This is a genomic window from candidate division TA06 bacterium B3_TA06, assembly GCA_005223075.1.
In the GTDB taxonomy this organism is placed as follows: domain Bacteria; phylum Hydrothermota; class Tepidihabitantia; order B3-TA06; family B3-TA06; genus B3-TA06.
Genome location: NJBO01000014.1, coordinates 1 through 19,674 on the forward strand (window position 1 = coordinate 1; position 19,674 = coordinate 19,674).

Sequence of the window (19,674 nt, forward strand, 5' to 3'; positions counted from 1 at the left end):
AGCGCTGACACGCCTCGATTGTAGGCCTGCCGTCCACCCAGGTAACCAGAACCTCGGTGTCCTTCTCAGGAACCAGGATGAACCCCAGGTCCTTGTCGCCCTCCCTGTTGAGAACCCGCAACGGCATGGGAACGTGCTGCAAGAGCGTCTCGGACTCCTTCTCAGGCTGCACGTCACACCAGAACCCGTGTATGCGATCGGGCAACGCCCAGCCTGCAGGTGTCGTCTGCTGGCACGCCTCCACAGTGCCTATGATTGCATCGTCAATGCCCTTATCTGAAAGCTCGGCAAAAAGTTTCCTTACGTCATTCATTATTACTCCTTAGGTAGAAGTTCATCCGGCGGCTTGCGAACCTCAACCGTCGTCCGGAAGCCCCCTTGGGGCGAGTAGTTAAAGGTCACCGCCTTGGCTTCGTAGTAACCGTTACGGCTAGGATGCTCGGCCGACTCAAGCCAGAATCTGTGGGAGTGTGAAAGCTTGGGATTACCGAACGTAGTGAAGCTGCCCTCATACTGGGCGGCGTTGAGTTCGTGGAACTTTCTCTTCGCCAATTCCTTGGCTCGATCCTCGGCCTCCTTCTTGCCCTGATCAAATGAATAGATCCGCGTGAAGCTGAACTCCTGTCCCTCCTTCACCTTCTCGGTTTTATACTCTTTTTCTGTCTCCGGATACTCCCCCTTCACGGATTTATTCTGCTGCTCGCGGTCCACCAGATTGCAGATGGCCTTGCTGTAAGGTTTGTCGGTGCGGTATTTGAGACTGCCAGCCGAGATAATGTTACCCCATGAGGGTGAGAATTTACTGCCCGCCTCGTAGTTTGAGCGCTCACGGCCGGAGCCTATGCGATAAAGAAGCACTTTAGAGATGGGAGGGCCTGAGATAGGAAGGTAGCGGCGCAGGTAGGGCCAATCAGGGCCGAAGTATACCCTCTCGGTACCCGGTATGCAGAAGTGAACCCACTGAATCTCCTCCGAAAGCTTGGCCATGGCCTGGGCAACGGTCTGGTTCTTGAACTCCATGGAACGAGGCCTGGCGTCAAGGTCGGTCTCGGCAGCAGGCATACAATAATCCGTAAGCCCGGCCCGGGACAGCACATCCTGAGCTATCTCGCTGTAGTAGAGACGCTTGCCTCCCTTACAGTAGGTCTCGGTGAAGTATTTGCGTTTCGCCTTCGTAAAGGCGTCCTCAGCCTTGATCACAAGCGGCAGGTCAGGTGAGATCCAATCGATAACCCCCACAAAAACCGTCGCCTTCTCCGCATTCTCACCGATATAGCCAAAGCCTATCTCTATCTGAGATCCTTCTTTGCCGGGTTTAAGAAATTCAAGATCCTCGATCTTCTTGGTGGCAGGTACGTGTACCTCCGCACTGTCGCAGGGCTTCTCGGACGAAAGATTGACGGTAATCTGGGATATAGCTTGAACATAGCGCACCTCGTCCGATGAAGAGATGATCTTTACTTCAAACGTTGGAAGCAGCACCGCCATCACTACCCCCGATAGAAGATTGAGCGCCAGCGTTCAGCCATACGCATCTCGGGCTTACGTGCACGCGCAAAGTAGAGGATCCTGTCCCCGGCCTGTGCTGCGTGATCCGCATCCCAGCGGTTGTAGGCATAAAGATCAAAGCAAAGCGTTGGGTCGCCGTAGCGATCGGCAGCCAAAAGAACCATGGGATCGTAGGAGGGGTTGAGGGCAACCTGGGCCAGGAACCCCGGAACCTTCCCTTGCTGCTCGGAGACCTCAAGGTAAGGTATAAAGACCTCAAGCCCGGGTGCCGTATACTCTGGATCGTCGCCGAAGCGATCAAGGTTAGCATGATAGATCACCCACCAAAGCGAGGCATCCCCGTAGTAAAGCTCGGCAAGAAGCCAGATATCCTCACCCTGATTGAGGGGGTGGAAGAAACCTCTTTCAGAATTATGCTCCACTACTCTCCTCCTGCGTTTCATAGTCCTTCTTGAGGGGGAAGAGATTGACATCTCGGTCCATCTCGGCCACAGCGCTGAGCGTAACCTGATAGCGGTGATTCCTTGTAGGCTTTATGTCTATTGACTGCAGCACCACGTACTGAATCTCCAGCGCCCATAGAAGGGATTGTTGAGGGTCCATCTGGCCTTGCTCATTGCGATACACCGTGGCACTTTCGATGAGCGTGACCTCCCCCTTGTGTGTGTGAACAAGATTGGCCAGTTCATCGATAACCTGGTGGGCACTTACGAAATCGCCCTCTATGGGAGGCAGTGCGTAGTCCCCTGCCTCGAACGAGATCGAAAGGTTGTAACCTGAGAACCCCATGTCCTCCTTGACCGTATCCACAAGGCCGTCGACCTCGGTCACCACCACCTTGCAACGCCCGTTGACCGTTATCTGGCAGGGGAATGGGATGGTTACCCTATTCCCTGCTTTGGGCGCCTCAAGTACCAGGTAATCCGTGCGGGTGTAGAACATCCCGGAGCGGAAGCTGTTGAATCGAACCGCCGTAGCCGAACCCTGGCTTTCTGGACTATCCTTAGGCATTCATACCTCCTAAACCTTACTTGCTTCGCGGGAAAGTTGTCCAAGAAAAGTTGTCAATAACTTTTCGCATTCCTTTTCACTCAACTCTTCCTCTATAATCTCGACCGCCTCAGCATCCACATCAAATCTAGGCTCCGAAGAAGCGTACCACTCCCTGCCATAACTGTCGGGGCCAACTCGGCTTGCTCCTCTCTCTGGATAACCTGCTTGTACTTCTGGCCGCTGATAAGGCTCTTCTGAGGGTTGAATCTCCTCCATGGCATAAAGCAGAACCTTATCCTGGAGCACCTTGACAGGCGCATCCTCTTTGTTTGAGGGTCCATTATTTACATATGAAAGGATATATTCAACCGGTGGCATCTTCTCTTCTGGCGAAAGCTCAGCTTTCTGCCACTCGTAACCTGTTCCCAAGCCTTTCTTTATCTTAAGATTCTCTTCAGCCTGCGCGATATCTAAATCTTTAGGGATCTGCAGTTCCTTAGGGAAATCGAGTTCCGTGCTTAATTTCTTATCCTTACCTTTCAGCATCCCTGGCATAACCTTAGCCAGAGCCTCAAACAGAACATCCTGTTCCTTGCTGTAGTTGGCTAAAAGAGCGGTGTGATCCGTCGTCTGCGTGGAAGCGGTATTGGTATTCTGAGCATAACCCATAAACTCACCTACTGTGCCTGGGAATACTGACGGAGGAAATCAATAAATACATTTCCCAGTCTTTCCGGACTTATCTTCTGGGTATGAATCTGCACCGAGCCCTGCTCAAACCGGTACACAACCTGCGGTTGGGGTTGAGGTTCTGAAAGCCCACCCAAAAGATTGCCTGCAGTCCCTCCTGCGGCGAAGAGAGACCCTAATGGTGAAGCAGTTAGCATCATCTGAGGAACTTGAAAAAGTCGTTCCGCAAGTTTACCAACCCTACTTCCTGGAGCTGATGGTCTTTGGGATGGTAAGAGATTCTTGAACGGAGCCAACAGGAACGCCCCGAGGTCCAACGCCGGACTGAAGCCTCCCCTACCATTTCCCTGACCAGCTACCAGCTGTTTGAGCCCGCCCAAGAAATACCCTCCAGATGCCATCGCACCGTCCCCACCCGCAGGGGTCATATTAGCGAGTTCCGCTTGGGCTTTCTCTTCCTGAGGGAATGCCCCGTACATGGCCAAAGATAACATACCCGCTACCATTGATGACTTAGTTCCTCCAGGTCCGACTGGGGAAGGCAACGCAGAAGGCCACCCACCCAAACTGGGTAAACTCACCGAAGGAAACGAGGGCAAGCTGAGGCTTGAAGATGTGGTTGTGTCACCACCACCCGATGGCATTCCAAGAAAACCCGCACCATAGCCAGTTGTAGGGATGAATGGAGCGCTAGAAACCTCGCCTCCACCTCTAGTATAATCGGCTCCTCTCGTATATGAGGCTGCCGCGACTCCCTGGGTTACACCGTAACCAGATGCAGCTAAAACACCTGCGTCAACAGGTTCCTCTGGAAGAGCTCCTCCTAATCCCAATTCTTCACTTTCTGAAAGCATCTTCTGGTAATACATATTTAACCACTCATTCCCAGGATCCCCCCCGGTGAAAAAATTAATCCATTCCTTTAATCCTGCAATCAAAGGATGGTAAGTAACCTTTTTCAACCGAATGAAATCCTCATCAGGTGCGATTAATTTAAACTGGCCGGGTGTTAAATTCAGCACCTTTGCCCAGGCGTAAATGGCTCTGTCGTCAGGGACAAGTCGCCAATGTGACTGATCAACATATTCACTAAGTACACTTTTAAGCTCCCTATGCTTTTTTTCATCAGTAAATATGTCCGGGAAAACATATTTTTTTGCCAACTCGTATGCCATTATGAGGGGGTTAGGTTGGTCAAATAAAATCGCCATCAGCCCACTTATGTATCCTTTTATTTTCCCACCCGTAGCCCACCAATCCATTGTGTCGAAAGCTAAGTCACCTGTTCCCCCAGCGCGATGGTCAGCATCTCCCAATCCTTTTGATCTATTTTCATTTGCTAACTCCGAATAGGAAAGCTCTGCCAAATCTTTAATGAACGGTAAAAATCTCTCAATCTGGTAATTTCTTATTTCAAGGGCTGAAGGGTCAAGCACGAGCCCTCTAAATACCTTTTGTGCCTCTGCATAACTTTCGTATCCGCCATAAAAACTTCTTACTGACTCGTCTCCCTCAAGATCATACCAAGATAGAGTACCTTCCAACTCCTTCTCAACGGCTTTTATTTCTCTATCTGCCCATTCATTCATCGCTGAACAAGTTACGGCAATTCCTGCACCAGCAAGAGCAACGCTTATCAGGGTTGCAGTCAAACTCACTGGTATTGCCAAAGATGTCACTATAGAAGCTATCGATAAGGAAATCGACATGATTTTCTTTGCTTGTTCATCATCCTTAACCCCTTTCTTTAAAATGGCATATACTTCTGCATCTTTTTTGATAACTTCCCACCATTTACCCGTATAAATGCTTGCCTGGGGTTGGGGGACTTGTTCTTTAATCGCCTCTATTCGTCTATCTTCGATTTCCCTCAGTCCGTCGCGATAAATCTTCCCAAGCTGATACAGGTACTCCACTTCTTCAATAATCAAATCTGTTAGCTCTTTAATTATTCCATCTCGTCTAAGCTTGTCTAATGCCTCTTGGTATTCTGCTTCAGTTTCACGGGGAACGTTGTAATATTCGAAATATACCCACTCAGGAGCCACAACATGCATACGTGACTCTTCTTTTGTGCCGTATCCGATCAAGTTACCCTGCGAATCCTCGGTAATCCAAATGTCGTTGAAGTAATCTGAAACCAACATAGCGTTTTGAATAACGGACCGAGCACTAACTGGATCACTCATGGGGGCGGCAAAGCATACTGCGTATAAGTATTGTTGCTCATCCAACGTAACCAAAAAAGCACGGTGGAATCTTCGCTCTCTTGAACTCAACAGCTTCTTTATTTTTCTCAATTCCTCGTTCAGTTTTCTTGCTCTCTTCAGAAGTTCATTTATTTCATCACTTGGATTCTTACCCACGTTAACCTCCAAACAGGTTAGCGATAGCGGCGGCGAGGCGCCTGGAGGAGCGTTCCTCGAGCCACAGCGCCTCACCGTATCGAAGCCAGAATTCGCGCTCGTTCTCAGGGACCGAGCCGAAGTAGTGTCTAATCATTGCCTCCGCATGCAGCACCACGTTACGGTCTAGTTGCCTGCGGCGGGCTTGGGAAAATTTTCAAGCTTCACCTCCAGGCCGGTGCCGGCCACCCGCATCAGGTTTACCGCGATCTGAGGCACCAGCGCAGGCTTGGCGTCAATGAGTTTCTTGATCGCTTGCTTTTCCAGTGCGCACGTCATAACCAGGTTGCGCGACGCCTCGTATAAAGACTCCGAACCGGTATCGTAGTAGAACTTTATCTCTGCATGCCCCGGCACCCTGAAGCCGTAGGTCTCTTCACCGATACGGATGGTGATTGGTGCTTCTTCCTGCTTGGCCATTTTTCTCTCCTTTTGCGTTTTAGGGGGCGGCCGCGAGGGCCGCCCCAAAGTTTTTACTTTGCTATCACCTTACCGGCAACTGCCGTGTACTTGCGCACGATCTTCTTCGTGCCCTCGTCTAATGATTCGCTGATGTCGGTTACGTCCACGTCGTGGATCTCGATGCTCTTTATCACGTTCCACACCTGGGTGATGAGTCCGGCTGCGTCCGCCTTCTTGTCGGCGTAGGCGACGGTGATGAGGAAGGGCGCGTATTCAAGGGCGTCCTTGCTCTCATCATGGGCCGTGGCCTCGAAGCGGGCGGCACTCTCAAGGGTCATGGTGAAGTCAACCGTGTAGGAACGGTGGCCGTAGCCGATCCCGTGAGGGGCCGAACCAGCAGCGTACTGAAGCTCCTTTTCCTTCTTGGATGACCAGTTGATCGAGGTGATCCCGGTATAGGGCTCACCGCCCAGCTGGATGGCCACGTCGGTCCAGTCGTGGATCTTACCGTTGATAAGGATGCTATCTGCCATCTCTCACCTCCTTAGCCTTGCTCGACTTTTGTTCTAAGCTGGAAGGTGGCCTCGAGCTTCTTCTTGGTAGGCGTGGGTACTATCTCCACCTTACAGTGCATGATACCGTTGGACCAGATGTTTGCATCAGGACGCAGGGTCAGCACATAGTCCATGATGGGTTTGTCGGTGTCTTCCTCGGTGATCTTCATCGCCTCCAGGGGACGGGAAAGGTCGGCCTTGTAAGCGGCCATATCCTTCTCGGTGATGCCTGGCGAGTTAACGTAGGGCATGTTCGCCACGCCTACCATACGCACGGACTCGTCCATTATTCTGCGGTTGCGAATGCAGTAGTAATCCGAGGTGGGAGAAGCCCTTGTCCAGTCGTCGGTAAATCGGATGCCGTAGCCGATGAAGTGGCGGAAGCTCAGATACCGCGCGTCGTTGAGCCGGGCAACGTTCGAGGGTCCCATCTCGGCGTTGGTGATATACTCATAGTCTGCGGTGGGGACGGTCGGTGCGACGAGGAAGTAATAATGCCCGGTTGCGTATTCGATAGTGCCAGTCGCAGTCCCGGTAGCCTGATCATAGAGTACACCGTCTCCCCCGTCTACGTGAATAACCACCGGTTCGTCAGTGGTAGTTATCTTCACCGACCAGGGCACGACAGGAGCCTTGGCAAGGAATCCATCCTGAAGGATAGAGTCTTCGCCGGTTATCGCAAAGATCGGCTTCGAAGGATAGATAGCGAGCGAGTTGGCGATGCTCATGTAGCGCACCCAGCCGATGGAGTGGTGGAGGTCCGCCTTGGAGACGAGCCCTGCGGCAGAACCGCCGGCCATACGGAGTTGCAGGCTGCCGCGCACGTCGGTCAGCGACGCCTGAGCCGCGTTCACGACGAGCCGGGCCGAGTTCTTGGCTCCGGCGCAGGCAACGAGTAGATCGATCCAATCGTCAACCTCTTCGAGCGCGTCGGCATCCTTCAAAGGCAGCATGGACGGGGCGTTGCAGATGAAGAAGATGGGGCGCTGTTCGTCCGTCCACAGGTTCTCGGCGATGGTAATGAGCGCTGTCCAGAAGCTGGTGATGTTCGTCTGGTCGCGGGTATTCCATATCTGGGCGGACAGGTTGGAGACGTAGACATATTCGAACCCCATTCCCGACGTAGGATCCTTCCATGCGGCGGCCTTTTCGCACGCGGTGATTATCTCGTTCTCCGTAGCGCGCGGCTCGTAGCACCACCAGCGGTACTCGTCGCCGGCAACGAAGCTATCGGCAGGGATAGTGTCTTCGGTAAACTCGATGTACGTGCCATTGTCCATCTCGATCATGGACTTTTTCGTCGGTTCTGCGGTAGTGATGGCAAAGGCTTTTTCCGCGCTCCAGGTAAGGCCGTTGTTTGCCGAGACCTGATAGGTGGCGGTAGTAAGGGAGCCGCCCTTGACGATGCGGAGCCGATACCGGCGGTTGTAGCCGACCTGCGTGTGCGGAGAAGCGTAGCCGGTAGCCACTACGGCCTTGCCCCCGCCGCCGCCTTCGCCGGTCGGCTTGCCGTAAATCTTGTGCTCCGGCACGGTGATATCGGTTTCAACTTTGGCCGCGGTCGCGCGAACGATGCCTATCTGGCTTGCACCGGCGCAGAACGCATCGTAGGCGTGTTCGGTAAGCGTGCCGTAGCCGTACTCATCCAGAACGTCGCCTGCATCGCCCGTGAACTTAGTGTCCGTTGTGCCTTGCTCTGACGTTCCTATGAGGCAGAACAGTCCGGCCAGCGAGGGGGGCAAAACGCCAAGCCCGCCTTCCTTGATCGTAGGATAGTAGCCGGGTAAATCTTTTATAGGCATCTGTTACTCCTTGTTGAGAAGGTGTTTGTTGATTGCGGCCTGAAGTTCAGCCTCGGTGATCTTCGTCTGCTCGTCCCAGCCCATGGCGTTTTTGAGCACCGCTACGCGCGGGCGCGTCAGCTTTCGCTCCTGCGCCCACCGGCTGAGAGGCTGTTTCTTTTCTTTAGCCACTTCTTCCTCCTTGGCCTCTCTCTGAGGCTCTTGGGTTGGTTGTGGGGGTTCCTCAACGCCCCCGGAGGATTCAAAACGTGCAAGCATGCCTTTGAACTCCTCCCGGGTAAGAACGGTGTCTTGGCTCACCCCAAACAGCTCGCAAAACGCCGGCAGCTCTTTTTCCGAAAGCTTGTAGCGCCTTGCGAATTCCGCCACGCTGTAGCGATCTTCTTCTGCCATAGCTTTTCCTCCTTTCGTTGTTCTATTCATCCTCTCCCCTCGTTCTTAAGGGATGTCCGGTTCATCGTATTCCATCCTCGTGATCAAGGGCGAGACCTCGGCCATGAACACCTTGCCCGAGTAATGAACCACCAGATCGATCCGATAAAGGGTCTGTTCGTTCTCGATGTAGGAGGTAACGCTCATTCCGTTCATCTCCTCGGTGACCTCCTCGTAGTGGCCGTCGTAGAGCTCGGCTGCAAGCTTCTTGCGGGCAAACATGAGCATAAGCTGATCGAGGTACCCGCCCGAACCGATAATCTCCTCTTCGTTGACTGTCTCGATCTCGGCGGTTATGGGTACAGTGGCGTTGCGAATCTGCTGGTTGGTCACCCTGTAGGCCTCGGTCTCCCATGAGTAGGTGTCGCCCTGGACAACGTTTTCGTTGAGCTGGAAGACAAATGTCGAGTCGTTGCCCACCTCTATCTTACCGTCGGAAGGGATTGAACCGGAGGAGACTACCTCCTCTTCACCCCACTCCGAGCCTGTCCACGGGGTCTTGCTAAGCTCATATTTGCCGCCGGAGCCAACCTCGCCTGACTCGGTGATCTCTATCACGTAGGAGTTGTTTCCGGAGTGGTTGCCGTCGATGCTCACCTTATCTTTTCCCATGCCCGTTCCGGTATGGACGATACCGTCTGCTCCGTTCCTGTAGATCACCTCAGGCCCGCCGTAGCCTTGAGCGTTGTAGAGCGCGACCTGTCCCACGTGCAGGACCGCGGTTGGTCCCTGGCTGAGGGTGGCGACCCTTGGATCAAGGCGCTCGCGACCCACGACCCGGGAGCCCTGTGCAAAGACCATCGCCTGATAAGGATTCTGGAGTGCGGTCAGGCCTTCTTCAACTCGATCATAGCACCAGGAGACTGCAAGCCCGCGCATAATCGGGCCATAAGGAAGACTCATAAGACACCCCACAAGGTCGCTCCGCGCTCTTGCGGGGACCCCGGATGCGATCCGGCTATCTGACCCGAGCGGAAGATGTTCCCTGGATGTATCATCCTGGCAGCCTTACTCGTTGCTTTAGCCGTCCAGCCACCTCCCCCTTGATGGGGGAGGGTAGGGTGGGGGTGATCCCCCTCCCCTTTATCCCCTCCCACCAGGGGAGGGGAACTCAGACCTGCCAGATGCAAACCTTTCGTCTCTGGGAGACGGCCGGGCATCCTCAAAAAGCCATAGCGATTTTGACTCTCGTGGCGTTCCATAAGGTCAATCCTCTTTATTCACGGAAAACCGCGGCTTTGGCGCCTTATAGCGGATGCGTTCGCGGGCGCGCTCCTCGGCTCCTGCAAGCTCTATCTTGCCCGAGGCAAGGTCGGTAAGGGTGCGGTCGGCAAGCTCGCGCTTGTCCTTGGCGATTCCTTCCTGTTCAACGCGGGCGTAGAGCCGGTAGACGGTCATCTGAAGTGAGGCCTCCTTCACCAGATTTCGGGCACCCTCGGATTGAATTGCGGTAAAATCCAAGGGCACGATGTAGCGCTTTGCAAGCTGTGCATCAACGTAGGCCTCGGCCCAGAGTATCGCGGTCTCGATCTTTGTATCGTCTATGACCTTCTCGGTGATCGAGTGTGAGACATCATCGTCGGTGAGTCTAGCCAGAACGTCTGTGGGAACAGCGGCTTTTACTTCGTCTACTGTGAGATATCTCATTTTATCCCCCACGAGAATCTTTCAGCTTCTCGACGAGCCCGCGCTTGACGAACTCCCGCGCGATCTTAGCCGAGAGCAAAGCCTCTTCGCCTGGAAGATACCAGCGTCCCCCCATCTTCACCGGTCGCAGGAACTGAACCTTATAGGTACGTACAGCGCGGGACGTTCGAGAAGTCTTGGCAGTCATTATTCAGGTGCGATTACTGACTCGCAGTAAACGATACACTCGGGCCAGTGGGGAACGGGCAGGGGACGGGACTCGGCAAGAAGCCAGAGCATTGATGGATCGGCCTCGGTCCAGCTCTTGGCGAAGAAGGGCTGGGCCACGGCAACTGCGTTGTCCAGGTCGTAGACCAACGCGTAGTGCATGCGGAACGGACCCTCTGAGGCCACCATGATGAAGGATTTCGGATCGATGAAGTTCTGGCTTGCGCCCGCAGAGTCGGTGTAGGTGGCGTCGTACTCGTAGATGTCCACACCCACCAAACGACCGATGTAGTTGGAGCGCCCCACCGATATCTCGCCCACGTTGAAGTGGCGGTAGTTGAGAATCTCGCGCACCTTGGAGTGACCCAACAGGGCGTCAATCGCGTCGGTGCCGGCGATGGCCACGTCAGCCGAGTAGCCGGTGTCGGATGAGATGAGCCGCTTCCAGGTGAGGATGTCCTGCACAGGATCGGAGGTGGTCTCGTCCCAGTAGTTGCCCGTGGTAAGGGCAGGCTTGTGGCTCTCCGGCAACAGGTAGTCTATCTTGAACTCGATGTTCTCCTGGGAAACGATCAACTCGCCCTGAAGGGCCTGGGAGGCCATCCACTCGGTGGTGCGGACGATCATGTTCTTAAGGTCTGAAAGTTCAACACCGATGCGCTGGTTCTTGTATTCGTCGATCCCGCCCTCTCCGAGGTAGAGTGCTGCTCCGGGTGAGCGAACCGAGAGTAGATCGTTTGCGGCCAGCACCTTCTTGGGGCGAAGGCGCGGCGCTCTCACAGACTGCATCTTGCGTGCGAGTTCTGCTACGACGATGCCGCCCTCAACCGGTGAGACGAACGGAGCCAGGCGTTTCCCGCCGATCACCACGTCAACGTCTATCTCCTCGGCCAAAGCCTGAACCTTGGTCTTGAACACCTTGTCAGTAAGGAACGATGGTGCAGCAGGGATCTCGTTGATGGCGGTGGTTAAAGCACGCCAGTGAAATAGATCAGCCATTTCCTACCTCCTAGAGACTGAATTTGAAGTAGATGCCGCGCTCTTGACAGTCGCGGGCAATCTCTTGCTTCTGGGTATCTGATGTGCCTGTGGGCCAGACGACACCTTCGGGGTTGAAAACGCCGTGTACGTAGGTTATGGTATTGACATCTTCAGATGTGGCGTCTATGTCGCGTGCAAGGATGGCGCGGCAGATGTGGGTCCCGTCGGTGGAGCAGTAGTCGGCATCGATGGTAGAGTGGAGTTCGGGTGCATCGTCGAACTCGATTTCGATCTCGCCAGTCTCATAGTTGATAGAACCGCGGCCGTCCGTGCCTACCAAGTTACCGTGCCCATCGTCGCGCAGAACCTTGGCGGGGTCTTCATTAGTGTAGATGCGAACAGTCCTTTCGATGACCTTGGTGTAGGAAAGGAACTTCCTCCACTCCTTCTGGCTGCCATCGGCGTCGGTCTCGATATCCTCGCCGGTGTGCGCGGTAAGAGAGCCGATGTAGGTTGCAAGGATATCTTTCTCACTCTTCGGTGCAGTCTTGAACGTCACGCTATACTCTCCCGATGCATATTTGATGGTGCCGGCGCCGGGAGTAGGAGTGGCGTCGGATTTGAGCGTGCCGTCGCCCTGATCGGTAAACGTCTCGTATTCGGTGTCGGAGATCAAGGCCCTGATTACCAGCGATCCAGGTTTGACACCAGGGTTGGGAAGCGTACCGCTGAAGGTGTATTGCGAACCGGTGCCGTCACCGATGTCCTGATCCTCGTAGGTGGTTCCAGGGGTTATGGGCGCGTATTTGCCGTTGGAGAGCCTGCGACCTAGGAGCGTTCCGCGGGAAAGCTCCCCGCAGCCGCTTGCAATCGTCACCGGCAGCTCAACACGGGGATGGTCGCCCGACAGGAGCTTGTCCTGGGACAAAGGTGTTTCTGTTACTCCGTAGCTTTCAGGCATCTAGAACCTCCTTTAACACCCCACGAGAAAACTTTGTTTTCTCGCGGGGACCCCGGGATAGAATCCGGGGGTTGTGTTTTTATAACGATGCTTCTTCCTCATCATCACACCTCGCCTTACTTGAGGGCCTTGGCTATCTTATGCCCCAACGCCTCAAAGGAGTTATCCACACGAGCCTGGGGAGAAGCAAACTCGGAGAGCGGAACAAGCGCGGGCAAGGACTCGATGAGACCGATGAAGAAATCCAGCGGAGAGATCGGCTCAAAGCCTTCTTGCGAAAGACTCTTCTCCTGTGATAGCCCGGCTATGAAGCCCACCAGCGCCTTGTGTCCCCATGCAGGCAGCAGCCGCCCCTGGTGCGCCAGGCGATCCACCAGCCGCTGGGCTTCAGCAAGCCGTTCGTCTTTTACCCCACTCGAATACTTCGTATCCGAGCGGGGACCCCGATCGACCTGGCTTTCGCTTTGAGGTTCCGCTTCACTCTTTGCATCTTCTGCCTCTTCAGTACCCGCATCGGTAGTCGCGGTCTGTGATTCCTGGCTGGCCTTCTCTATTTGAGCCAGGCGTTTCTTTAGAGCGCCCAGGCGATCCTCAACCGCGCTCCGCGTCTCCTCGTCTAGATCGGTCAGGGCTTCGCTGGCAGCCTTGAGTGCTGCAGGGACCACGCACGGCTCGCCATCCACAAGATCGACCACAAGCATCGGGTAGGCCTCGAAGGACTCCGAATCGGCTGAGGTGTCGATCCAGAGGGAGTAAGCCGCAAGCGCTGCCCAACCGAAAGCCTCCTCGAGACGCTTCGCTGCCACCTGCGCGTCCCAGGGATAATCCGTGGGGGCAAAGCTAAGCTCCTCAAGCGGCGTTAGTTGTGTTTTTTTAGGAGTCATCCACTGACCTCCTTCCTCTTTAACATGATCATATTGTGATGGGGTTTGTGAAGAACACAATAGAAACCTGACGAATTAATACCCCATTCGAACGGAACCGTTCGAATGGGGGCCCCAAATAAAAGCTCCTTTTCGCTCGAAGCGAAAAGATCGCAGAAGAACCTATCGGTTGCCTCGTTCTTATCTTTATTGCGATCTTTTGCCCGAAGGGCAAAAGGAGCATAAATTTTCGGGGTCCCCAAGCAAACGTGAAGCGTTTGCTTGGGGTGCATATGCTTGACTTCCGGCAAAGTTCGCATATCTTAACAAGAGCGTTAGGAGAAACCGATGAAGAGGAATATTTGGCTGCTGCTTGCAGGAATTGTGGCTTTGGGACTCGCAACCTGTAGCGAAGACCCAGAGCCTGTGCTTAAGGAACTGACCCAGAAATACTGGCAGGCGGTGCTTGAAGGCCACATACAAGAAGCATACGGGATGCTTTCTGATAGCTCACGGGTCAGCGTTACTCTCCAGGAGTTCAGCGAGGCGATGAGGTTCGTAGCGCTTGACGGCGAAGGAGTTGACGAGTTCAGAGAGGCCTTTGCCTCAAAAGCAAAACTAACCATCCTCGGGATAGAGGCAAAGCGCAAGGAAGCCACGGTCCACGTCATACTACTCGTGCCGGCTTTAGCAACGTTCCAGACAGACCTACAGGCGCAGTTGGCCTCCGGCGAGATTGAAGTTGATGATGAAGAAGCCTGGATTCTAGCACAGATGACAACAGCGCTTGAGGAGAACCGCCTCCCTACCCAGGAGTTACGGCTCAAGATGAGGTGGGTTCTTGTAGATAACCGGTGGCGATTAGTATTCGGAGAGGGTTGACGAACGAGCACCTGGCTGTATCCTTCGGGTCATGAAGCATATCCCCCGTGTAGTTGGTGCGCTTTTGATTCTTGGAACGCTGCTTGTCTCGGGTTGCGCCAAGAAGGACAAGCAAAGCGCTGAGGTTATGGTCACCGACTACTGGCAGGCTGTATTCTCAGGGAAGGCAAAAAGGGCCTACTCTATGCTTGCCCGAGAGAGCCGCCGCAGGATAAGTTTGGGGGAGTATGCGGCGGGGATCGCCTTTGGGATCGACCACTCACCGGTCAAGGACAGCTTCTGGGAAGCCTACACCACTCTCTGCGATGTAAGCGTGGGAACGGTTAAAATCACCGCTGACACGGCCTGGGTTGACGTTCTGCTCACCCTGCCTGGGTTGCCGATGCTTGTTGAAAAGCTTACGCCCAAAGCCGACTCCCTATTTGAGCCTTCCGACTCGCTTGCCCGAAAACACTGGCTGCTGCGAAAACTCGCATCCGCCCTGAAAGATCATCGCTACATGACGCTTCTGATGCATCTTTCCCTGAAACTTCAATATGAGTGCGGCGGGTGGCGTCTTGTATATGAATACAAACCGGAGGAGAAATGAAGCGTAATTTATTGTTGCTTGTGGGCGCGGCACTTATTGCGGTTGTGCTTGCCGGATGTCCGCGGGAGGACGAGGCCCCAATCGTGCGCCAACGGGCAGAGCGATACTGGTATTACCTATTCAAAGGCCAGATCCGCTCCGCATACAACATGCTGGATAAAAAAAGTCGGGGGACGCTTACTTACGGGGAGTACGCACGAAAGGTAGGGTTCGGCCCATCCAACCTCCTCGAGGTTCAGGAGTACTGGAAGGCTTACTACCCCAACACCCGGATAGAGGCAGGCAACGTCTCTGTTAAGCGCAAGAAAGCGATCGTCTCCCTTATCCTTACGCTCCCGGACCCGTCGTGGTTCCAGGACGAGGCATACGCCGAGGCCAAGCGCCTGGGGCTTGAAGGGCACGAATACGCCATCTTCATGATCCGCGCCCAAACCGAGGCCCTGAAAAAGGCTGAGATTTCTGTTGTGAAGATACAGGAAAACACCCAGCTTGTGAAGGAAGACGCCGAGTGGCACATTGTCTTCCGTGAGGAAGATTAATCAATTGGTGTTATCCTTTTAGATAATTCTCTCGCCTTCTTTCAGAAACGCTCCTAATAGATCTTACGCAATATAGCGGCTTATCTTTTGATCCGGTTTGGCATGAAAATTGCTTAAATAAAATTGAATAACAAGGAGGAATCATGACAAAACAACGTGCTAATGCATCCTTTGCAGGGATAGCGTTGTTCCTTTTTGCAACCACCCTTGCGGCCCAGGTCACCGAAGAATGGGTAGCCCGTTACGATGGTCCGGCAAGCGGCCGGGATGAAGCCCGTGCCATGGTAATAGACGATTCAGGCAACGTCTACGTTACAGGCTACAGCGACGGTTCAGGAACCTTAGATGACTATGCGACCGTCAAGTACAACTCATCTGGTACAGTGCAATGGGTAGCACGGTATGACGGTCCGGCAAGCTATGGGGATGATGCCAAGGCCATAGCAATAGACGCTGCAGGCAACGTCTACGTTACAGGCGACAGCTGGGGTTCAAGAACCACCTATGCGACCGTCAAGTATAATTCCTCAGGTGTAGAAGAATGGGCAGCCCGGTACGACGAACCGGAAAGCTATGGAGATTATGCCACTGCCATAGCGGTTGACGATGCAGGTAACGTATACGTTACAGGCTACAGCTACGGTTTAGACTTCTTTGGCTATGACTATGTGACCGTAAAGTATAGCCCTAATGGAGAAGAGCAGTGGGTTGCCCGGTACGACGGTCCGGTAAGCGGCCGGAATATAGCCAATGCAATAGCAGTAGACGGTGCAGGCAACGTCTACGTTACAGGTTGGAGCGACGGTTCAGGAACCCACCCGGACTATGCTACCATAAAGTACAGCCCCTCAGGCGCCGAGCTGTGGGTTGCCCGGTACGACGGACCCGCAAGCGACGTGGATGCCGCCTGGGCCATGGCAATAGACGATAAAGGCAATATCTACGTTACAGGTGAGAGCGACGGTTCAGGAACCGGTAAAGACTATACGACCGTAAAGTACGACTCATCAGGGGTCGAGCAATGGGTTGCACGGTACGATGGTCTGGTAAGCAGCATAGATGAAGCCTATGCCATAGCCCTGAACGGCTCAGGCAACGTATACGTTACAGGTTATAGCTACGGTTCAGGAACCGACTTTGACTATGCGACCGTAAAGTACGACTCATCAGGGGTCGAGCAATGGGTTGCACGCTACAGTGTATCTGCAGACTTCGCTGATGAACTCAGACCCACCATCGCAGTGGGCGGTTCAGGCAACGTGTATATAACAGCCACGAGCCAGTTTGAAGACACCGAGTATGACTATGTGACAATCAAGTATAATTCAGCTGGCGAGGAACAGTGGATTGTTCGATACAATGGTCCGGGGAACGACGATGATGCGGCCGTTGCAATAGCGGTAGACAATTCAGACAATGTCTATGTCACAGGCTATAGCATGGGTGAAGGTACTAGCTACGACTACGCGACTATCAAGTACAGCCAGGGGCCGGGTGTGGCTGAGGCTTCTCCTGACGTGCCCGGCCATCGACTGGAAGTTGCCCAACTTACACCCGAGCCTGTAATCACCTACACCTTGCCTTCTTCCAGTTCAATCTCCCTAAAGGTCTACGACGTTACCGGCAAGCTGGTAAGGACGCTGGTCTCAGGAAATCAAGAGGCAGGCACTCATACCGCTTGCTGGGATGCGAGGAATGACTCAAACCAGCAGGTGTCCGCAGGGCTTTACTTTGTCTTGCTTGAGACTGCAGACTACCGCGCAACCGGAAAATTGGTGGTGGTGAGGTAGGGATACAAATCTATAACAATAAGGAGGAGACATGATCAAACAACGTGCTAACACATCCCTTGCAGGGTTAGCGATGCTCCTTTTTGCAATCACCCTTGCGGCCCAAGTCACCGAAGAATGGGTTGCCCGGTACGACGGTCCGGAAAGTCGCATGGATAGAGCCAATGCCATAGCAGTAGACGATGCAGGCAACGTCTACGTTACAGGCCGGAGCGGCGGTGACTATGCGACTGTAAAGTACAGCTCCGCAGGGGTCCAGCAATGGGTAGCCAGGTACGACGATCCGGCAAGCGGATGGGATGAAGCCTATGCCATAGCGGTTGACGGTGCAGGCAACGTCTACGTTACAGGAACCGACTGGGACTATGCGACCTTCAAGTATAATTCCTCCGGTTTAGAAGAATGGGTAGCCCGGTACGACGGTCCGGGAAGCGGTATTGATCTTGCCTATGCCCTAACGGTTGACGATGCAGGCAACGTCTACGTTACAGGCCACAGCGACGGTTCAGGAACCGCCATAGACTATGCGACCGTCAAGTATAATTCCTCCGGTGTAGAAGAATGGGTAGCCCGGTACGACGGTCCGCCAAGCAGCATAGATGAAGCCTGTGCCATAGCCCTGGACGGCTCAGGCAACGTCTACGTTACAGGCCACAGCTACGGTTCAGGAACCGACGATGACTATGCGACCGTAAAGTACAGCTCCTCAGGCGTCCAGCAATGGGCAGCCCGGTACAACGGACCGGCAAGCGACGTGGATAGAGCCAATGCCATAGGAATAGACGATGCAGGCAACGTCTATGTTACAGGCTCGAGCTACGCTTCAGGAAACTTGGTTGACTATGCGACCGTAAAGTACAGCCAGGGGCCAGGCGTGGCTGAGGCTTCTCCTGATGTGCCCGGCCATCGACTGGAAGTTGCTCAACTTACACCCGAACCTGTAATCACCTACACCTTGCCTTCTTCCAGTCCAATTTCCCTAAAGGTCTACGACGTCACCGGCCAGCTGGTAAGGACGCTGGTCTCCGACAGTCAAGATGCAGGCACCCATACTGTAACCTGGGACGGCACCGACGACGCAGGCCGCAAGCTTTCGGCAGGGCTTTACTTCATACGTATAACTACCCCCCGGTTCAGCCGCTTCGCAAAGGTCGTTATGATACGATGAAATGCTCCTTTTCGCTAAAAGCGAAAAGATCGCAACGGATCCTGTTCTTCTCGAAAGGTAGTCCGTAAAATGGGATCAAGAGGCACTCGGTTCCACATTGACAACGACAACTAACGTGTAGGGTGCTTGATTTTTTCGCCAATCCGATTATAGTATCGGCAAGCAAATCAGAGGAGGATTGAATGAAACGGATCCTTTTGTGGGCTAGTGCCGTGTTTTTGCTTACGGTTGCCTGTTTTAACGAGAAGGAAGCAATCCGTGAGGCAACGACCCGGTTCTGGCAGGCCGTAATCGACGGTAAAACCGAATCCGCCTACCGGATGCTTTCCAAAAGAAGCCACTTTAACATTCCGAAGGCTGTTTTCGAGGAAAGCGCAAGCTTCGGCATGAAACCCACGTTAAGAACCCGGGAACTGCGAAAGGCCTGGAGCGCGGAGTCTAGCTTCCGCATCGAGGAGCTGGAACAACGCGGCGCCGAAGCTTTGACGCTTGTAAGCTTTCGAGTACCTGACCTGAATGAACTGGACGAGCGTCTCTCCAAGGAAGCCAGACGCAAAAACATATACAGAAAATACAAAGGTAACGAAGATAAACTCGACGCATGGTTCGCAAAACGGATGGCACAGGAGATCCGCGCGCATCGCTTCTCCCGTGTCAGCATAGAAAACCGCACCTGGCTGGTTCGGGAGGAAGGCCAGTGGAAGATCAACTTCGGGTATGAATATTGATGCAGGATCGCTCAAGACCCTCTTCTTGCTCGCTGTTTTAGCTGGTGTAAGCTGTGGGAGGGCTGACTCGGTCGGTGATTATCCACCGCCCGATGAAACCAATCTGGTTGCGCTTGGCTCGTGGGCGCAAAGCGGCCCGCTGCAATTCAGGGTGATGAAGGTCGCGGAAGCAAAGGTGCTCGAGACCCAAACAAAGAGAGAAAAGGCGCCGAGAGGCACCCGCTTCGTTCTCATCACACTCGAGGTGATGCCTGCAGAAAAAGGCAAGGGAAGCGTTGACTATCCGGCAAGTATAAGGTTACTGGATGCCAAAGGCCAGGGCTACCGACCGAACAGCAACCGCTTCCTTGAGGCGAACGGGCAACCACTGCCGGTGGAGATCGAGATAGATGCCGGGACGTTTGTGGAACGGGTAGTGCCGTTCCTTGTAAACGAGAAGTTTACTCCCCTGGCCCTTCGCTGCACCGGCTCAGAGGACGCCGAGTCCTGCTACTTCGCGCTGAGAAAAGAAGAGTAGACACAAAGTTTCCTT

General features: G+C 53.9%; 25 protein-coding genes. 7 read left to right on the forward strand and 18 right to left on the reverse strand.

Annotated elements, in window-relative coordinates; genetic code table 11:
- From CEE36_08325 to CEE36_08410, 18 genes are all read right to left on the reverse strand, one after another.
- The coding region (locus tag CEE36_08325; GenBank protein TKJ41311.1) for a hypothetical protein at positions 1-313 on the reverse strand (313 nt) is incomplete at its 3' end.
- Between the two features lie 2 nt (positions 314-315).
- Positions 316-1,488 (reverse strand): hypothetical protein, encoded by a 1,173-nt coding sequence (locus CEE36_08330; GenBank protein TKJ41312.1) that lies wholly within the window; start codon positions 1,486-1,488, stop codon positions 316-318.
- Positions 1,489-1,490: 2 nt separating this feature from the next.
- Positions 1,491-1,931: a hypothetical protein gene (locus tag CEE36_08335; GenBank protein ID TKJ41313.1), complete on the reverse strand. Its 441-nt coding sequence runs from the start codon at positions 1,929-1,931 to the stop codon at positions 1,491-1,493.
- On the reverse strand, positions 1,921-2,520 hold the full coding sequence (locus CEE36_08340; protein ID TKJ41314.1) for a hypothetical protein: 600 nt from the start codon (positions 2,518-2,520) through the stop codon (positions 1,921-1,923). Before CEE36_08340 ends, CEE36_08335 begins: the two co-directional genes overlap by 11 nt.
- A 9-nt stretch (positions 2,521-2,529) precedes the next feature.
- Positions 2,530-3,171 carry a hypothetical protein gene (locus CEE36_08345; protein ID TKJ41315.1) on the reverse strand — a complete coding sequence of 214 codons (642 nt, stop codon included), beginning with the start codon at positions 3,169-3,171 and terminating at the stop codon, positions 2,530-2,532.
- 8 nt (positions 3,172-3,179) lie between these two features.
- Positions 3,180-5,558 (reverse strand): hypothetical protein, encoded by a 2,379-nt coding sequence (locus CEE36_08350; protein ID TKJ41316.1) that lies wholly within the window; start codon positions 5,556-5,558, stop codon positions 3,180-3,182.
- Between the two features lie 165 nt (positions 5,559-5,723).
- Positions 5,724-6,017 (reverse strand): hypothetical protein, encoded by a 294-nt coding sequence (locus tag CEE36_08355; GenBank protein TKJ41317.1) that lies wholly within the window; start codon positions 6,015-6,017, stop codon positions 5,724-5,726.
- Between the two features lie 53 nt (positions 6,018-6,070).
- Positions 6,071-6,532 (reverse strand): hypothetical protein, encoded by a 462-nt coding sequence (locus CEE36_08360; protein ID TKJ41318.1) that lies wholly within the window; start codon positions 6,530-6,532, stop codon positions 6,071-6,073.
- An 11-nt stretch (positions 6,533-6,543) separates the two neighbouring features.
- Positions 6,544-8,355 (reverse strand): hypothetical protein, encoded by a 1,812-nt coding sequence (locus CEE36_08365; GenBank protein ID TKJ41319.1) that lies wholly within the window; start codon positions 8,353-8,355, stop codon positions 6,544-6,546.
- Between the two features lie 3 nt (positions 8,356-8,358).
- Positions 8,359-8,748 carry a hypothetical protein gene (locus tag CEE36_08370; protein ID TKJ41320.1) on the reverse strand — a complete coding sequence of 130 codons (390 nt, stop codon included), beginning with the start codon at positions 8,746-8,748 and terminating at the stop codon, positions 8,359-8,361.
- Between the two features lie 45 nt (positions 8,749-8,793).
- Positions 8,794-9,666 (reverse strand): hypothetical protein, encoded by an 873-nt coding sequence (locus CEE36_08375; GenBank protein TKJ41321.1) that lies wholly within the window; start codon positions 9,664-9,666, stop codon positions 8,794-8,796.
- 20 nt (positions 9,667-9,686) lie between these two features.
- Entirely contained in the window at positions 9,687-9,989 is a 303-nt protein-coding gene (locus CEE36_08380; GenBank protein TKJ41322.1) for a hypothetical protein, read from the reverse strand.
- Between the two features lie 4 nt (positions 9,990-9,993).
- The gene (locus CEE36_08385; GenBank protein ID TKJ41323.1) at positions 9,994-10,434 is read right to left on the reverse strand and encodes a hypothetical protein; all 441 of its coding nucleotides are present in this window, start codon (positions 10,432-10,434) and stop codon (positions 9,994-9,996) included.
- Between the two features lies 1 nt (position 10,435).
- Entirely contained in the window at positions 10,436-10,621 is a 186-nt protein-coding gene (locus CEE36_08390) for a hypothetical protein (protein TKJ41324.1), read from the reverse strand.
- Entirely contained in the window at positions 10,621-11,640 is a 1,020-nt protein-coding gene (locus CEE36_08395; protein TKJ41325.1) for a major capsid protein E, read from the reverse strand. The genes CEE36_08390 and CEE36_08395 overlap by 1 nt, the downstream gene beginning before the upstream one ends.
- Before the next feature lie 10 nt (positions 11,641-11,650).
- Entirely contained in the window at positions 11,651-12,583 is a 933-nt protein-coding gene (locus CEE36_08400; protein TKJ41326.1) for a hypothetical protein, read from the reverse strand.
- Between the two features lie 116 nt (positions 12,584-12,699).
- Entirely contained in the window at positions 12,700-13,467 is a 768-nt protein-coding gene (locus tag CEE36_08405; GenBank protein TKJ41327.1) for a hypothetical protein, read from the reverse strand.
- Complete coding sequence (locus CEE36_08410; GenBank protein ID TKJ41328.1) at positions 13,464-13,739, reverse strand: hypothetical protein; 276 nt, start codon at positions 13,737-13,739, stop codon at positions 13,464-13,466. The genes CEE36_08405 and CEE36_08410 overlap by 4 nt, the downstream gene beginning before the upstream one ends.
- 55 nt (positions 13,740-13,794) lie before the next feature.
- On the opposite strand from CEE36_08410, the gene CEE36_08415 reads away from it, so the two are divergent.
- From CEE36_08415 to CEE36_08445, 7 genes are all read left to right on the forward strand, one after another.
- Positions 13,795-14,328: a hypothetical protein gene (locus CEE36_08415; GenBank protein ID TKJ41329.1), complete on the forward strand. Its 534-nt coding sequence runs from the start codon at positions 13,795-13,797 to the stop codon at positions 14,326-14,328.
- Positions 14,329-14,359: 31 nt separating this feature from the next.
- Entirely contained in the window at positions 14,360-14,917 is a 558-nt protein-coding gene (locus tag CEE36_08420) for a hypothetical protein (protein ID TKJ41330.1), read from the forward strand.
- The gene (locus tag CEE36_08425) at positions 14,914-15,456 is read left to right on the forward strand and encodes a hypothetical protein (GenBank protein TKJ41331.1); all 543 of its coding nucleotides are present in this window, start codon (positions 14,914-14,916) and stop codon (positions 15,454-15,456) included. The genes CEE36_08420 and CEE36_08425 overlap by 4 nt, the downstream gene beginning before the upstream one ends.
- Before the next feature lie 143 nt (positions 15,457-15,599).
- Entirely contained in the window at positions 15,600-17,246 is a 1,647-nt protein-coding gene (locus tag CEE36_08430) for a hypothetical protein (GenBank protein TKJ41332.1), read from the forward strand.
- Positions 17,247-17,277: 31 nt separating this feature from the next.
- A complete protein-coding gene (locus tag CEE36_08435; protein ID TKJ41333.1) occupies positions 17,278-18,414 on the forward strand; it encodes a hypothetical protein in 1,137 nt (378 codons plus the stop codon).
- A gap of 182 nt (positions 18,415-18,596) precedes the next feature.
- Entirely contained in the window at positions 18,597-19,142 is a 546-nt protein-coding gene (locus CEE36_08440; GenBank protein TKJ41334.1) for a hypothetical protein, read from the forward strand.
- Positions 19,132-19,659, forward strand: a complete 528-nt coding sequence (locus tag CEE36_08445; GenBank protein TKJ41335.1) for a hypothetical protein — start codon at positions 19,132-19,134, stop codon at positions 19,657-19,659. Before CEE36_08440 ends, CEE36_08445 begins: the two co-directional genes overlap by 11 nt.
- The last annotated feature ends 15 nt before the right edge of the window (positions 19,660-19,674 follow it).

What these genes read in the sequence shown, in the direction of transcription:
- CEE36_08355 (TKJ41317.1), bottom strand. Translation starts at nt 6,017, where the DNA reads ATGGCCAAGCAGGAAGAAGCACCAATCACCATCCGTATCGGTGAAGAG.
- CEE36_08415 (TKJ41329.1), top strand. Translation starts at nt 13,795, where the DNA reads ATGAAGAGGAATATTTGGCTGCTGCTTGCAGGAATTGTGGCTTTGGGA.
- CEE36_08330 (TKJ41312.1), bottom strand. Translation starts at nt 1,488, where the DNA reads ATGGCGGTGCTGCTTCCAACGTTTGAAGTAAAGATCATCTCTTCATCG.
- CEE36_08440 (TKJ41334.1), top strand. Translation starts at nt 18,597, where the DNA reads ATGAAACGGATCCTTTTGTGGGCTAGTGCCGTGTTTTTGCTTACGGTT.
- CEE36_08400 (TKJ41326.1), bottom strand. Translation starts at nt 12,583, where the DNA reads ATGCCTGAAAGCTACGGAGTAACAGAAACACCTTTGTCCCAGGACAAG.
- CEE36_08345 (TKJ41315.1), bottom strand. Translation starts at nt 3,171, where the DNA reads ATGGGTTATGCTCAGAATACCAATACCGCTTCCACGCAGACGACGGAT.
- CEE36_08410 (TKJ41328.1), bottom strand. Translation starts at nt 13,739, where the DNA reads ATGCACCCCAAGCAAACGCTTCACGTTTGCTTGGGGACCCCGAAAATT.
- CEE36_08340 (TKJ41314.1), bottom strand. Translation starts at nt 2,520, where the DNA reads ATGCCTAAGGATAGTCCAGAAAGCCAGGGTTCGGCTACGGCGGTTCGA.
- CEE36_08385 (TKJ41323.1), bottom strand. Translation starts at nt 10,434, where the DNA reads ATGAGATATCTCACAGTAGACGAAGTAAAAGCCGCTGTTCCCACAGAC.
- CEE36_08405 (TKJ41327.1), bottom strand. Translation starts at nt 13,467, where the DNA reads ATGACTCCTAAAAAAACACAACTAACGCCGCTTGAGGAGCTTAGCTTT.
- CEE36_08445 (TKJ41335.1), top strand. Translation starts at nt 19,132, where the DNA reads ATGAATATTGATGCAGGATCGCTCAAGACCCTCTTCTTGCTCGCTGTT.
- CEE36_08395 (TKJ41325.1), bottom strand. Translation starts at nt 11,640, where the DNA reads ATGGCTGATCTATTTCACTGGCGTGCTTTAACCACCGCCATCAACGAG.
- CEE36_08360 (TKJ41318.1), bottom strand. Translation starts at nt 6,532, where the DNA reads ATGGCAGATAGCATCCTTATCAACGGTAAGATCCACGACTGGACCGAC.
- CEE36_08380 (TKJ41322.1), bottom strand. Translation starts at nt 9,989, where the DNA reads ATGGAACGCCACGAGAGTCAAAATCGCTATGGCTTTTTGAGGATGCCC.
- CEE36_08435 (TKJ41333.1), top strand. Translation starts at nt 17,278, where the DNA reads ATGATCAAACAACGTGCTAACACATCCCTTGCAGGGTTAGCGATGCTC.
- CEE36_08430 (TKJ41332.1), top strand. Translation starts at nt 15,600, where the DNA reads ATGACAAAACAACGTGCTAATGCATCCTTTGCAGGGATAGCGTTGTTC.
- CEE36_08370 (TKJ41320.1), bottom strand. Translation starts at nt 8,748, where the DNA reads ATGGCAGAAGAAGATCGCTACAGCGTGGCGGAATTCGCAAGGCGCTAC.
- CEE36_08375 (TKJ41321.1), bottom strand. Translation starts at nt 9,666, where the DNA reads ATGCGCGGGCTTGCAGTCTCCTGGTGCTATGATCGAGTTGAAGAAGGC.
- CEE36_08365 (TKJ41319.1), bottom strand. Translation starts at nt 8,355, where the DNA reads ATGCCTATAAAAGATTTACCCGGCTACTATCCTACGATCAAGGAAGGC.
- CEE36_08425 (TKJ41331.1), top strand. Translation starts at nt 14,914, where the DNA reads ATGAAGCGTAATTTATTGTTGCTTGTGGGCGCGGCACTTATTGCGGTT.
- CEE36_08420 (TKJ41330.1), top strand. Translation starts at nt 14,360, where the DNA reads ATGAAGCATATCCCCCGTGTAGTTGGTGCGCTTTTGATTCTTGGAACG.
- CEE36_08390 (TKJ41324.1), bottom strand. Translation starts at nt 10,621, where the DNA reads ATGACTGCCAAGACTTCTCGAACGTCCCGCGCTGTACGTACCTATAAG.